Source organism: Oscillospiraceae bacterium (genome assembly GCA_025758045.1).
Lineage (GTDB): Bacteria > Bacillota > Clostridia > Oscillospirales > Ruminococcaceae > Gemmiger.
Genome location: CP107208.1, coordinates 1,606,189 through 1,618,843, shown reverse-complemented (window position 1 = coordinate 1,618,843; position 12,655 = coordinate 1,606,189). Strand labels below are relative to the sequence as shown.

The following is a 12,655-nucleotide window of genomic DNA, read 5'->3' as shown; positions in this document are numbered from 1 at the left end:
ATTTGGGTGATGTTTTCTGCATCACCGGGTGACTTGTTTTGCATCACATATCATGTTTGCGTAGTCCATTATAACAGACTGCAAAACGAATTTCCAGTAGTTTGTTAAAAAAATGCTAAATAGTTTAGCCGAAAAATAGACAAACTTTTTTGCATCACCTATTGCAATTTGCACAAAAATCTGTTAAACTATACTGGGCGGGAAGTTGAGAAAGTTTTGAACCTTCCCGTTTTTTTGTTTTTTATTTAACAATTTTGATGGTGTTTACCGCGGGGATTTTTTCCCATAAATCGAAAGCCGGAGAAAGCACAGTGCAAAAAGTCCGTTCTTGCTTGCGTTGTATTTGGGGGAATCGTAAATGGATGTCAATGAATATCAGAAGTCTGCAATGACCACCTTGAATCCTACGCTTGACAGGAAAGACGTCCTTATCAACAGCGTAATGGGCTTATGCGGTGAATCCGGGGAAGCAATTGATATTGTGAAAAAATGGCTGATGCAGGGACACGAATTGGACAAGGAACATCTGATAAAGGAACTTGGCGACGTAGCATGGTATCTGGCAGAAGCAGCTACCGCATTGGATGTGCCGTTGGAAACCGTATTTCAAGAGAATCTTGACAAACTGCACAGACGTTTTCCAAACGGTTTTGATACACCGGCTTCTGTTCACCGTAAGAAAGATGACATCTAAATCGAAATTTATAAAGGAGAATATTGATGAAATTATTTTTATGTTCGCACTTTTCAAGTGTAGGAAGTCTGATAAAGGAAGAAATTGAAAATAAGAAAGTCGCATTTATTCCAACAGCTTCACTGCGTGAAGGCTACACCGGTTATGTCGGCTCGGCTCGAAAATTATTCAAAAAGTTGGGAGCGATCGTAACTGAAATTGATATTTCAACGGAGGCTTATTCAACGATACAGTCTGTTTTTGAAGAAGCAGATGTGATATATTTTACCGGCGGAAACTCTTTCTTTCTTATGGACCAGCTCCGTAAAACGGGAACTGATGGACTGCTGAAAAAGGAATTGGCAAATGGAAAATTGATGATCGGCGAGTCGGCAGGCGCAATTATATGCGCTCCAAGCATCCAATATATCGAGCAAATGGATGAAAAGCCGGAGGACTACTCACAAGAAGATGATGCAGGGCTTGATTTGATTGATTTCTATGTTCTTCCGCATTATCTTACAGCACCATTTAAGAAAGTTACCGAGAAAATAATGACTGAGTTTTCGGATTTGAATCTATGCCCAATTAACAACCGTCAGGGAATTGTAATTGATGGTGAAGGTTCAAAGGTTATTTGCAAAGACTAATTTGAAAATTCAAGTTTGTATGGTAAAGGCTCCCCCTGCGCATTTTTCAGCAGCAGGGGCTTTTTTTGTTGGCATTTTTCGGTTTTTGGCGGTTCTGTATTGTACTGGGGGGATTTCTTGTGGTACAATAGGAAAGCCTATAAATATAATGTAGTGAGCATCCACATACACCCTAAGGGAAAGGAATAAAAACTATGTGTGGTTTTGTTGGTTTTACCGGCATGCGCGCCGAGCGTGAGGCTATCCTGCATCGGATGGCCGACCGCATCATCCACCGCGGGCCGGATATGGAGGGCTACCACCTGAGCGGTGACACCCCCGAAAACGCCGTAGCCCTGGGCTTCCGCCGCCTGAGCATCATCGACCTGGCCGCCGGCAAGCAGCCCATGTATAACGAGGACGGCACCGTTGTCGTCGTTTTCAACGGCGAGATCTTCAACTTTATGGATCTGCGCACCGAGCTGCAGGCCAAGGGTCACATTTTCAAGACCCACTGCGATACCGAGGTCATCCTGCACGGCTACGAGGAATACGGCACCGCCCTGGCCGCAAAGCTGCGCGGCATGTTCGCCTTTGTTGTCTGCGATACCAAAACGAATACCCTGTACGGCGCCCGCGATATGTTCGGCATCAAACCGTTCTACTACACCCAGACCAGCGAGGGGGAGCTGCTGTTCGGCAGCGAGATCAAGAGCCTGCTGGAGCATCCCGGTTTCCGCCGGGAGGTCAACGCCGAGGCCCTGCGCCCCTACCTGACCTTCCAGTACAGCGCCATGAACGAGACCTTTTTTAAAGGCACCTACAAGCTGCCCCCCGCCCACTGGTTTGAGTACAAGAACGGCCAGATGCATATTGAGCGCTACTGGGATGCGGACTTCCGCCACAAGACCAGCCTGACCTACGAGCAGGCGGCGGACGAGATCGACGCCCGCGTGCGGGAGAGCGTGGCCGCCCACCGCATCAGCGATGTGAAGCTGGGCTCGTTCCTGTCCGGCGGCGTGGATTCCAGCTATATCACCGCCTGCCTGATGCCCGATGATACCTTCTCGGTCGGCTTTGAAAGCCCCGACGGCACCCACAAATTCGACGAGACCACCGAAGCCGGCGAGCTGAGCCAGAAGCTGGGCATCCACAACTACCGCGAGATGCTGACCAAAGAGCAGTGCCTGGACGCCTTTGCCGACATCCAGTACCACATGGATGAGCCGCAGTCCAACCCGTCCAGCGTGCCGCTGTACTTCCTGTGCCAGCTGGCCCGCCAGCATGTCACCGTGGTGCTTTCCGGCGAGGGCGCCGACGAGATCTACGCCGGTTACGAGTGGTACGCCGACACCCCGCTGATGCAGAAGTACAAGCGCCTGCCCGCCGGTGTGCGCCATCTGGCCAGCGATGTGAGCCAGCACCTGCCCTACTTCAAGGGGCACGACTTCATTATTAAAGGCAGCGGCCGCCCCGAGGATTGGTTCATCGGCCAGGCGCACGTCTTTGAGGAAAAGGACGCCTACGACATCCTGAAACCCAAGTACCGCGTCGGCCCCACGGCCCGCGAAGTCGCTGCACCGATCTATGACCGCGTGAAGGACCTGAGCGAGTTGGAAAAGAAGCAGTACCTTGACCTGAACCTCTGGCTGCCCGGCGACATTTTGCTGAAAGCCGACAAGATGAGCATGGCCCACAGCCTGGAGCTGCGCGTGCCCTACCTCGACCGTGAGGTATTCCGCGAGGCCGAAGCCTACCCCGTAAGCTACAAACTGCGGGGCGACACCAAGGCTGTGCTGCGCACCGCCGCCAACAAGACCCTGCCTGATGCCTGGGCCAACCGCACGAAGAAAGGCTTCCCCGTACCCATTGCCAAGTGGCTGGAGGACCCGGAATTTTCCGCCAAGGTTCGCAAGAGTTTTGCTGGTGACGTAGCCGGGGAATACTTTGACCAGAATAAGCTGCTGGCCATGCTGGATGACCCCAAGCACGAGCGCCGCAAGATCTGGACGGCCTACACCTTCCTGACCTGGCACGAACAGTTCTTTGAGAAATTTGACGCGTAAATTCTAAGCAGGGCCGCCCGGCCCCGCCTATCATTTGGAGATGGAAATAATGTCCGAGATTATCCCCGTATTTTTGGGCGCTGACCTGAACTGCTACAACTTCGCCCGTGCCTTCCACGAGGCTTACGGCGTGGAAAGCTACGCCTACGGCCGCTACCCCATGGCCCCCACCAAGTATTCTAAAATCGTGCACTTTACCACCGTGCCTGACATGGACAACGAGGACACGATGCTGCGCATCCTGCACGAGTTTGCCGCCCAGCACACCGGCAAAAAGCTGTATCTGTTCGGCTGCACTGACGACTACGCCGCCATGATCATCCGCCGCAAGGCCGAGCTGCCGGAGTATATCGCCCCCGGCCCCGCCGCCGACCTGTACACCACCGTGCAGAAAAAGGCCGAGTTCTATGAAGTGTGCGACAAGTTCGGCATCCCCTACCCCACCACCAAGGTGCTGACCGCGCCGGTGGAGGCCAGCGAGCTGTCTGCTGCCAAGCTGGGCTTTGCATATCCGATCATTGTCAAGCCGTCTTCCAGCGTAGACTATTGGAAGTTTCCCTTTGACGGCATGAAGAAAGTCTACACCGCCAAAAGCCCGGACGAAACCGCCAAAATTGTGCGGGACATCTACGCCAGCGGCTACCCGGATAAGATGATCCTGCAAAAGATGGTGCCGGGCGGCGACGACCACATGCGGGTGCTGACTGCTTTCTCCGACGAGAACGGCAAGGTCCGCGCCATGTGCCTGGGCCACACGATGGTCGAGGAGCACACCCCCCACGGCCTGGGCAACCATGCCGCCATCGTGACCGAGGACACCACCGCCCTGCCCCTGGTGGAGAACATCCGCCGGATGCTGGAAGATTGCCACTACACCGGCTTCTCCAACTTTGACATTAAGGTAGGCGACGACCCGGCGGACTTCCGCGTGTTTGAGATCAACCTACGCCAGGGCCGCAGCAACTACTATGTCACCGCCTCCGGCATGAACATCGCCCGCCTGGTGGTGGAAAAGTGGAACGACGGCGGCAGCGACTGCGTGCTGAACCGCAACGAGGTGTTCTGGCACCATGTGCCCGCCCAGGTTGCCTTTACCTACACCGAGGACAAGGCCCTGGTGGAACACGCCCGCCAGTTGAAAGCCGAGGGCAAAGAGGCCTGCTCGCTGCTGTACAAGCCGGATCTGGCCTGGAACCCGGTGCGCTACGCCTGCGTGCTGGAACAGCTGCGCCGCCAGTTCAAGAAGTTTAAGACTTACTACCCGAAGCAGCACTAACATATTTAGCTCACATTCCTAAGCGCCGATACGGCGAGCAAGGTGTGTCGGCTGCCAAGCGAAAAGCATAGGGCAATACCGCATAATTCTAAGTGCCGATACGGCGAGCGAGGTGCGGCAGATGCTAAGCCAAAAGCGCAGATAATACTTTGTGTATTATCGAGCATTTTGGCAACGCAGTTGCCGTGCCGCAGCCGCCGGAGCGGTGCTTAAGCCGTTAGGCGGGAATTGTGCGGTGTTGCCATAGGTAATACTTTGTGTATTACCTAGCATTTTTGCAACGCAGATGGCCTGCCGCAGCCGCCGGAGCGGTGCTTTTGTGACAACGTGAAAAGAGGACGTCTCCTATGAAACTGAACGATTTGGTCCAGCACATCCCCCACACCGGGGCTTCGGACGCGGAGATCTCCGCCATCACCTACGATTCCCGCAAAGCGGCGGCCGGTTCGCTGTTCGTCTGCCTGGTGGGTGCCTGGCTGGACGGCCACACCTACGCCGCCAGCGCCTACAAAAACGGCTGCCGCGCCTTTTTGTGCGAGCATGCGCTGGATCTGCCTGCCGATGCCGCGCAAATCATCACCGCAGACACCCGCGCCGCGCTGGCGGTCATCGGTGCCGACTTTTACGGCAATCCGGCTGACCAGCTGCACATCATCGGCATCACCGGCACCAAGGGCAAAACGACGACCGCCCTGCTGACCGCCGCCATCATGACCGAGGCCGGCCTGCCCTGTGCCTACATTGGCTCGAACGGCGTGGACATTGCGGGCGTGCACGAGGCTACCGCCAATACGACGCCGGAAAGCCTGGAGCTGCACCGGCTGTTCCGCAAAATGCTGGACGCCAACGTGCACCATGTGGTGCTGGAAGTGAGCAGCCAGGCCCTGCGCCACAACCGCGTGGACGGCATCCCCTTTGAGGTAGTGGCCTTCACCAATCTGTCCGAGGACCACATCGGCCCCGGCGAGCACCCGGATTTCGAGGACTACAAAAACGCGAAGCATCGTCTGTTTGTGGACTACCAAGCTCGCGAAATGATCTACAATGCCGACGACGACACCAGCGAATTCATGCGCATCGGCTTTGGCGGCCACCAGACCAGCTACGGCATCGAGCGCGCCGCCGACTACCACGGCACTGCGCTGGCCCAGTTCCGCAGTGAGACCGCGCTGGGCATCGACTTTTTGTGCGAGCATAGCGGCAGTTCCACCGCCGTGCGGGTGCTCTCCCCCGGCGAGTTCAGCGCGTCGGACGCGCTGTGCGCCATTGCGCTGTGCGGGGCCTTTGGCGTAAGCCCGGCCCAGGCCGCCCAAACGCTGGCCCACACCCCGGTGCAGGGGCGGTTTGAAGTCGTGGAGGGACTGCCCGGCCGGACCTTCATCGTCGACTACTCCCACAACGGCCTGGCGCTGACCAGTGCGCTGAAGACCCTGCGGGCCTATAACCCCCACAAGCTGCTCTGCGTGTTCGGCTCGGTGGGCGGGCGTACCCAGGTGCGCCGCAGGGAGCTGGCCGAGGCCGCCGGTGCGTTTGCGGATTACAGCATCATCACCAGTGACAACCCGGACTTTGAGCCGCCGGAGGATGTTATTAAAGAAATTGCCTCCCACATGCCGGAGGGCGCCCCCTACACCTGCATCACCGACCGCCGCGGTGCCATCCGCGCCGCCATCGGGATGGCCGAGGATGGGGACATCATCCTGTTTGCCGGCAAAGGCCACGAGGATTACCAGCTGATCGAAGGCAAAAAAGTGCATTTTGTGGAGCGGGAGATCATCCAGGAGATTTGCCGGGAGAAACAGTAAAAGCAAACAAAACAAGCCCTGCGCTTTTGATGGCGCAGGGCTTGCTTATTTTAAGTTATTCCGCGTGGTTCTTCTCGGCGAAGGCGATCATTTTACTGTAGGTCTCTTCGCTCAGGTCGTGCTCGACTTTGCAGGCGTCCTTGGCGGCGGTGTCGGGGTCGACGCCCAGGGCGATAAAGAAAGCGGTCAGCTTACGATGGCGGCCGTAGATGCGGTTGGCGATCTCCATACCGGGGGCTTCCAGCTTGATGAAGCCGTCGCTGTCCATCGAGATATAGCCGTTCTCGCGCAGATTCTTCATAGCCACACTGACACTGGGTTTGGAGTACCCCATAGCCACCGCAATGTCGATGGACCGCACAGAGCCTTTTTGCTCCTGCAGCATCAAAATTTTTTCGAGGTAATCTTCTGCCGACTCGTGAATATTCACAGGTGTGGCCTCCTTTCCGGGTTTACGGAATTTATTTTCTTTATCATACCACGCCATGGAATTTTTTGCAAGCAAATGCCGGCAAAGAACTATGGCAATACCGCATAATTCTAAGTGCCGATACGGCGAGCGAGGTGCGGCAGATGCTAAGCCAAAAGCGCAGATAATACTTTGTGTATTATCGAGCATTTTGGCAACGCAGTTGCCGTGCCGCAGCCGCCGGAGCGGTGCTTAAGCCGTTAGGCGGGAATTGTGCGGTGTTGCCCTATGCTTATTCACCGTACAACACCGCACAGCGGGCATCCACTTCCCGTGCGGGCAGGGCGGCAGCCATGGCCAGGGCGGCATCTTCCTTTTCTTCGGTGGTAAAATCCCCCTCCAGCGGGAAGTGCTGCAAAATTTTTTGCAGCAGGTCGTCGTAGTAGCGGGCATACAGCACACCGCGGTCGGTCAGGTACACTTTGCCGTAGCGCTTGCGCACAATGACATCGTGTTTCATCAGGCAGCTTAAAATGCTGGTAACGGAAGGCTTGGTCACGCCCATGGCCTGGGCCACTGCCAGGGGGGTGACCTCCGGCATGGTTTTGGCCAGGTGGTAGATCGCCAGCAGATACCGCAGGTTTGTATCGGTCAGGGTCAAGGGCTTTCCCTCCTTTTACAACAAAAAGGGTGCGGGCATCCACCCGCACCCCCGTTAGGGCAATACCGCACAATTCTAAGTGCCGATACGGCGAGCGAGGTGCGGCAGCTGCTAAGCCAAAAGCGCAGATAATACTTTGTGTATTATCGAGCATTTTGGCAACGCAGATGCCGTGCCGCAGCCGCCGGAGCGGTGCTTAAGCCGTAAGGCGGGAATTGTGCGGTGTTGCCTTAGGACTCTTTGGGAATCTTATTTTTCGTGGCAGCAGCTGCCGTCACAGCCGTGGCAACTGCCACCGCAGCTATGGCATCCGCCGCCGCAGCCGCCGCCCCCGCAGGAGCCGTCGCAGCAGCCAAGGCCGCCGGTCTTATGCTCGTGAACCATGAGCCAGCCCGTACCGCCGAAAACGATGATCGAAACAATGATCGTAGGCAGGTTAAAGTTGGTTGCCAGAAATTCCATCATAAAAAATCGCTCCTTTCTGAAGAGTTGGCAGACATTCCTTCAGCAATTACTTGGAGGCAACAGCCTTTTTCTCGTCGAACTTGACTTCGTTGACACCCTCGTACTTGTTGGGACGGAACAGCAGGTAGATGGCCAGGACGACGATGGCGATTGCAACAACCGTGAAGATGTTGAAGCTGACCTCACCAGCGATCAGGCCGCCGATCTGGTACACAACCAGGGAAGCGCAGTAAGCCAGCAGGCACATATAGCCGATGGCGATAGCAGTCCACTTGCCGTTGTTCATTTCACGCTTGATGGCGCCCATAGCAGCGAAGCAGGGAGCGCACAGCAGGTTGAAGATCATGAAGCTGTATGCGGAGATGGCGGTGAAGTTAGCAGCAACCTCGGGCCAGATCTCGTCGCCGTTCTCAGACAGCTCGTCAGCATAGTGATACAGAACACCGAAGGTACCAACGACGTTCTCCTTGGCGATCAGGCCGGAGATGGAAGCGACGGTTGCGCGCCAGTCACCGAAGCCCTGCGGGATGAAGATCCAGGAAATTGCGCTTGCAACGATAGCCAGGATGGAATTGTCCTGATCCTCGACCATGCAGAAAACGCCGTCTTCGAAGCCGAAGCCCTGGAGGAACCACAGGATGATGGTAGAAGCCAGAATGACAGTGCCGGCACGCTTGATGAAGGACCAGCCGCGCTCCCAGGTGGCGCGCAGGACGTTGCCCCAGGCGGGCACGTGGTAAGAAGGCAGCTCCATAACGAAGGGAGCGGGATCACCGGCGAACAACTTGGTCTTTTTCAGGATGATGCCGGAGATGATGATGGCTGCAAAGCCAATGAAGTAAGCAGAGGTGGCGACCCAGCTGCTGCCGCCGAACAGGGCACCCGCGAACAGGCCGATGATGGGCATTTTAGCACCGCAGGGGATGAAGCAGGTGGTCATGATGGTCATACGGCGGTCACGCTCGTTCTCGATGGTACGGGAAGCCATAACACCGGGAACGCCGCAGCCGGTACCAACCAGAATGGGGATGAAGCTCTTGCCGGACAGACCGAAGCGGCGGAAGATACGGTCCATGATGAAGGCGACACGGGCCATGTAGCCGACGTCCTCCAGAATGGACAGCAGGAAGAACAGAACGAGCATCTGGGGAACGAAGCCCAGGACCGCGCCGACACCGGCGACGATGCCGTCCATGATCAGGCCGTACAGCCAGCCAGCAACACCGATGCCCTCCAGGAAGCCGCCCAGAGCGTTGGGGACGATCTCGCCGAACAGAACATCGTTGGTCCAGTCGGTAGCGAAGGTGCCGATACCGATGCCGCCGTCAGCAACAGAGGTACCCATGGCGATGGCGTACATCAGCCACATGATGGCTGCGAAGATGGGCAGGGCCAGGATACGGTTGGTAACGAGCTGGTCGATCTTATCGGAAACGGTCAGGTGCTCGACGCGGGCCTTCTTCTTGACGGCCTTGTCGACAACACCGTTGATGTAAGCATAACGCTGGTTGGTGATGATGCTCTCGGCATCGTCATCCATCTCGTTCTCGCAGTCGGTGACATGCTGGCCGATGTGATCCAGCAGGTCTTTGCCGAGGTTCAGCTCAGCCTCGACCTTGTCGTCGCGCTCGAACAGCTTAACGGCGTACCAACGCAGGAAGCGGTCATCGACCTTGCCCTGGATGGACTCCTCGATATGAGCGATGGCATGCTCAACGCTGCCGGTAAAGACATGGGGCAGCTCAACACCCTTGGCCTCTTTGGCGGCGGCGATGGCAGCCTCGGCAGCCTGCTGGCAGCCCTCGCCCTTCAGGGCGGAAATCTCAACAGCCTTACAGCCCAGTTCCTTGGAGAGCTTGTTCAGGTCGATCTTGTCGCCGTTCTTGCGAACCAGGTCGATCATGTTGACTGCCATGACAACGGGGATGCCCAGCTCGATCAGCTGTGTGGTCAGGTAGAGGTTACGCTCGATGTTGGTACCATCGATGATGTTCAGGATGGCATCGGGCTTCTCGTTGACGAGGTAGCCGCGGGCGACAACTTCCTCCAGCGTGTAGGGAGACAGAGAGTAGATACCGGGCAGGTCCTGGATCACGACGTCATCGTGGCCCTTGAGTTTGCCCTCTTTCTTTTCCACCGTAACGCCGGGCCAGTTACCGACGTACTGGTTAGAGCCGGTCAGGTTGTTGAACAGGGTGGTTTTACCGCAGTTCGGGTTGCCGGCCAATGCAATTTTAATTGCCATTCATATACCCCTTTCTATGTTTTCCCGCTTTTGGGCGGGGAAAGCAGCTATTTTACTCGACCTCGACCATCTCGGCGTCAGCCTTACGAACGCTCAGCTCGTAGTTGCGGACGGTCAGCTCCATGGGGTCGCCCAGAGGTGCGACCTTGCGGACGTAGACCTGGACACCCTTGGTCAGACCCATGTCCATGATGCGGCGCTTGACAGGGCCTTCGCCGTGCAGGCGTTTGACCGTAGCAGTCTCGCCGACCTTAACGTCTTTAAGAGTTTTCATATACGATTCCTCCTCAATACTGTAAATCTAGCCTCCGTTTGCGCGGGGACGGATTTCCGAATTTTAGGCGACCATGATGCGCATGGCCATGGTCTTATCCAGCGCGATGCGGGCTTCCTTGACCTGGAGGATCAGGTTGCCGCTGATCTCGTTGACGACCGTAATGGTCTCGCCAACAACAAAGCCCAACTCTGCCAGGTGCAGACGAACTTCATCCTTACCGGTGATCTTCTGGATGGTGACGGTCTCACCTGCTTTTGCCATTGTCAAAGGCATAGCACAAACACCCCTTTATATGCTGTTTGGCCCGCCCATTAGCATATGCTAACAGGTCAAGCAAAAGTGGGCGGTTAGAACGTTCTAACCGCTTGCGATAGCAGTTTAGCATAACTAACACCTAAAAGTCAAGCAGTTAGAGAAAATTAACTTATTTTCGTGCAGGGCGCCAGTTTTATACAACTAACCTTGTGCAATTTTATAAAAGTTTACAACATATTCATAAGATTGGCCGGATTTGACAAAACAGAATAAACTTGAGGATGTGTATATAGATTAAGGATAAGGCATACGGTAGCAGAGATGGCTTCCCTTGCGGGGAGCCTTTAAAGTAGTACTTGCCAAATTGGTCGTTATCCTGTATAATTAGAAAGTTATCATTTATAGAAAGCAACACTACAACGAGGTTTATTATGCTGACTAAATATCTGACTGTATTTTTCGTCTCGATGGTGCCGCTGATCGAGCTGCGCGGCGCGATCCCCATCGGCGTGGGGCTGGGCCTGCCGCTGTGGCAGGTGTACATCATCTCCATCATCGGCAACATGCTCCCGGTGCCGTTCATCTTCTTTCTGGCCCGCAGGGTGCTGGAGTGGGGCGCGGATAAGCCGGTCATCGGCAAGTTCTTCACCTTCTGCCTGGAGAAGGGCCACAAGGGCGGCGAGAAGCTGAAGGCCAAGGCCGGCCGCGGCCTGCCCTGGGCGCTGCTGCTGTTCGTGGGTATCCCCCTGCCGGGCACCGGTGCCTGGACCGGCACACTGGCCGCCAGCCTGCTGGACATGGATTTCAAATCCAGCGTGCGTGCCTGCATGGGCGGCGTGCTGCTGGCCGGGTGCATCATGGGTGTGGTCAGTTTGCTGGGCTTCTCGGCTTTTGGTGCGATTGCCGGGTAATTTTTAACAATTCAACAATAATAAAAGGATGCAAGGAGTAAGTTCCTTGCATCCTTTTTTATCGTTATTGCGGGCTCCTAAAGCCTCCCTTGTGTAAAGGGTGACTCCCCACAGTGTGGGGAGATGTCGCGAAGCGACAGAGGGGCCCGACGCGTAAGCGGGTGGCACGGCGGTAGCCGTGACGGAGGGATTGTGATTTTACGGGGGTAGGTCGATGTATGGGGTAAGGTCACAATCCCCCACCGCTTCGCGGAGCCCCCCTTTACACAAGGGGGCCTTTTAAGGGGTACTTATTCTAATCCCATCACTTCATCTACCGGCAGGGCGGCTGTTACACCGTGGGCGGGGGTGTTCAGGCCGCAGGCGGCGGTGACTGCCTGCATGACGGCGGATTTCTGCTCCTGCGGGACGACGATCATAACAAAATCCTGCTCCTCCCGAATGGAAATGCCCAAAAAGCTGCTGGCCTCCTCGGTACTGCAGCGGCTGCCTTTCAGCACTGTGCCGCCGCGGGCCCCTGCTTTGCGGGCAGCGTCCACAGCTTCGTCGCCGTGGCCCGCCTTGACGGAAACCCACAGCAGGGCGTAGGGATGGTCCTTCATGGTGTGTTCCTCCTTTTCAGCAGTGGGTCCGGCACAGTCCGCCGGGGCGGTCAACTGCAAAATGCTGTTCTGTACGCCGGTCAGCGGCAGGGTCACGGCGATGCCTGCGCCGCGCTTGTGGTAAGAAAGCGCCTTGTTGATGGCCCCGAACACCGCCGGGACATTGGCGCGGGGCAGCAGGCCCGCCGTCAGCACGCGGGTGGTGCCGCCCAGGCCGATGGCATCCAGCAGCTCAGACGGGGCTGTGCCCTTGGCGCGGGCTTCAAAACAAAGGGGGATGCCGTTTTTTTGCAGCACTTCCACCACGCGGTGCTCATCCTCGGCCTGCGTGACCGAAAGGAGCAGCCGCAGGCAGGGGGTGCGTTTTTGCGTTGCAGCCAT

General features: G+C 56.3%; 13 protein-coding genes. 6 read left to right on the top strand and 7 right to left on the bottom strand.

Annotation, left to right across the window (positions count from 1 at the left end; all coding sequences use genetic code 11):
- Positions 1-358 precede the first annotated feature (358 nt).
- From OGM81_07635 to OGM81_07615, 5 genes are all read left to right on the top strand, one after another.
- Positions 359-694 (top strand): nucleoside triphosphate pyrophosphohydrolase family protein, encoded by a 336-nt coding sequence (locus tag OGM81_07635; protein ID UYJ42226.1) that lies wholly within the window; start codon positions 359-361, stop codon positions 692-694.
- Positions 695-720: 26 nt separating this feature from the next.
- Positions 721-1,323 carry a peptidase E gene (locus OGM81_07630; protein UYJ42225.1) on the top strand — a complete coding sequence of 201 codons (603 nt, stop codon included), beginning with the start codon at positions 721-723 and terminating at the stop codon, positions 1,321-1,323.
- A 194-nt stretch (positions 1,324-1,517) separates the two neighbouring features.
- Entirely contained in the window at positions 1,518-3,368 is a 1,851-nt protein-coding gene (gene asnB, locus OGM81_07625) for an asparagine synthase (glutamine-hydrolyzing) (GenBank protein UYJ42224.1), read from the top strand.
- A gap of 49 nt (positions 3,369-3,417) precedes the next feature.
- Positions 3,418-4,644, top strand: a complete 1,227-nt coding sequence (locus OGM81_07620; protein UYJ42223.1) for an ATP-grasp domain-containing protein — start codon at positions 3,418-3,420, stop codon at positions 4,642-4,644.
- Positions 4,645-4,991: 347 nt separating this feature from the next.
- The gene (locus OGM81_07615; GenBank protein UYJ42222.1) at positions 4,992-6,449 is read left to right on the top strand and encodes a UDP-N-acetylmuramoyl-L-alanyl-D-glutamate--2,6-diaminopimelate ligase; all 1,458 of its coding nucleotides are present in this window, start codon (positions 4,992-4,994) and stop codon (positions 6,447-6,449) included.
- 55 nt (positions 6,450-6,504) lie between these two features.
- Here OGM81_07615 and OGM81_07610 read toward each other — a convergent pair whose 3' ends face one another.
- The 6 genes from OGM81_07610 to OGM81_07585 form a co-directional block, all read right to left on the bottom strand.
- Positions 6,505-6,879 (bottom strand): metal-dependent transcriptional regulator, encoded by a 375-nt coding sequence (locus OGM81_07610; protein ID UYJ42221.1) that lies wholly within the window; start codon positions 6,877-6,879, stop codon positions 6,505-6,507.
- Between the two features lie 271 nt (positions 6,880-7,150).
- The gene (locus OGM81_07605; GenBank protein UYJ42220.1) at positions 7,151-7,519 is read right to left on the bottom strand and encodes a MarR family transcriptional regulator; all 369 of its coding nucleotides are present in this window, start codon (positions 7,517-7,519) and stop codon (positions 7,151-7,153) included.
- Positions 7,520-7,768: 249 nt separating this feature from the next.
- Positions 7,769-7,984, bottom strand: coding sequence for a FeoB-associated Cys-rich membrane protein (locus OGM81_07600; protein ID UYJ42219.1), 216 nt, complete (start codon positions 7,982-7,984; stop codon positions 7,769-7,771).
- A gap of 46 nt (positions 7,985-8,030) precedes the next feature.
- Positions 8,031-10,229, bottom strand: a complete 2,199-nt coding sequence (feoB, locus tag OGM81_07595) for a ferrous iron transport protein B (GenBank protein ID UYJ42218.1) — start codon at positions 10,227-10,229, stop codon at positions 8,031-8,033.
- 52 nt (positions 10,230-10,281) lie between these two features.
- A complete protein-coding gene (locus OGM81_07590) occupies positions 10,282-10,503 on the bottom strand; it encodes a ferrous iron transport protein A (protein UYJ42217.1) in 222 nt (73 codons plus the stop codon).
- A gap of 63 nt (positions 10,504-10,566) precedes the next feature.
- A complete protein-coding gene (locus OGM81_07585) occupies positions 10,567-10,779 on the bottom strand; it encodes a ferrous iron transport protein A (GenBank protein ID UYJ42216.1) in 213 nt (70 codons plus the stop codon).
- A gap of 413 nt (positions 10,780-11,192) precedes the next feature.
- On the opposite strand from OGM81_07585, the gene OGM81_07580 reads away from it, so the two are divergent.
- Positions 11,193-11,672 carry a small multi-drug export protein gene (locus OGM81_07580; protein ID UYJ42215.1) on the top strand — a complete coding sequence of 160 codons (480 nt, stop codon included), beginning with the start codon at positions 11,193-11,195 and terminating at the stop codon, positions 11,670-11,672.
- Between the two features lie 290 nt (positions 11,673-11,962).
- Here the strand turns inward: OGM81_07580 and OGM81_07575 are convergent, their stop codons facing one another.
- Positions 11,963-12,655, bottom strand: a complete 693-nt coding sequence (locus OGM81_07575; GenBank protein ID UYJ42214.1) for a transcriptional regulator — start codon at positions 12,653-12,655, stop codon at positions 11,963-11,965.

What these genes read in the sequence shown, in the direction of transcription:
- OGM81_07635 (UYJ42226.1), top strand. Translation starts at nt 359, where the DNA reads ATGGATGTCAATGAATATCAGAAGTCTGCAATGACCACCTTGAATCCT.
- OGM81_07630 (UYJ42225.1), top strand. Translation starts at nt 721, where the DNA reads ATGAAATTATTTTTATGTTCGCACTTTTCAAGTGTAGGAAGTCTGATA.
- asnB (UYJ42224.1), top strand. Translation starts at nt 1,518, where the DNA reads ATGTGTGGTTTTGTTGGTTTTACCGGCATGCGCGCCGAGCGTGAGGCT.
- OGM81_07620 (UYJ42223.1), top strand. Translation starts at nt 3,418, where the DNA reads ATGTCCGAGATTATCCCCGTATTTTTGGGCGCTGACCTGAACTGCTAC.
- OGM81_07615 (UYJ42222.1), top strand. Translation starts at nt 4,992, where the DNA reads ATGAAACTGAACGATTTGGTCCAGCACATCCCCCACACCGGGGCTTCG.
- OGM81_07600 (UYJ42219.1), bottom strand. Translation starts at nt 7,984, where the DNA reads ATGATGGAATTTCTGGCAACCAACTTTAACCTGCCTACGATCATTGTT.
- feoB (UYJ42218.1), bottom strand. Translation starts at nt 10,229, where the DNA reads ATGGCAATTAAAATTGCATTGGCCGGCAACCCGAACTGCGGTAAAACC.
- OGM81_07590 (UYJ42217.1), bottom strand. Translation starts at nt 10,503, where the DNA reads ATGAAAACTCTTAAAGACGTTAAGGTCGGCGAGACTGCTACGGTCAAA.
- OGM81_07585 (UYJ42216.1), bottom strand. Translation starts at nt 10,779, where the DNA reads ATGCCTTTGACAATGGCAAAAGCAGGTGAGACCGTCACCATCCAGAAG.
- OGM81_07580 (UYJ42215.1), top strand. Translation starts at nt 11,193, where the DNA reads ATGCTGACTAAATATCTGACTGTATTTTTCGTCTCGATGGTGCCGCTG.
- OGM81_07575 (UYJ42214.1), bottom strand. Translation starts at nt 12,655, where the DNA reads ATGGCTGCAACGCAAAAACGCACCCCCTGCCTGCGGCTGCTCCTTTCG.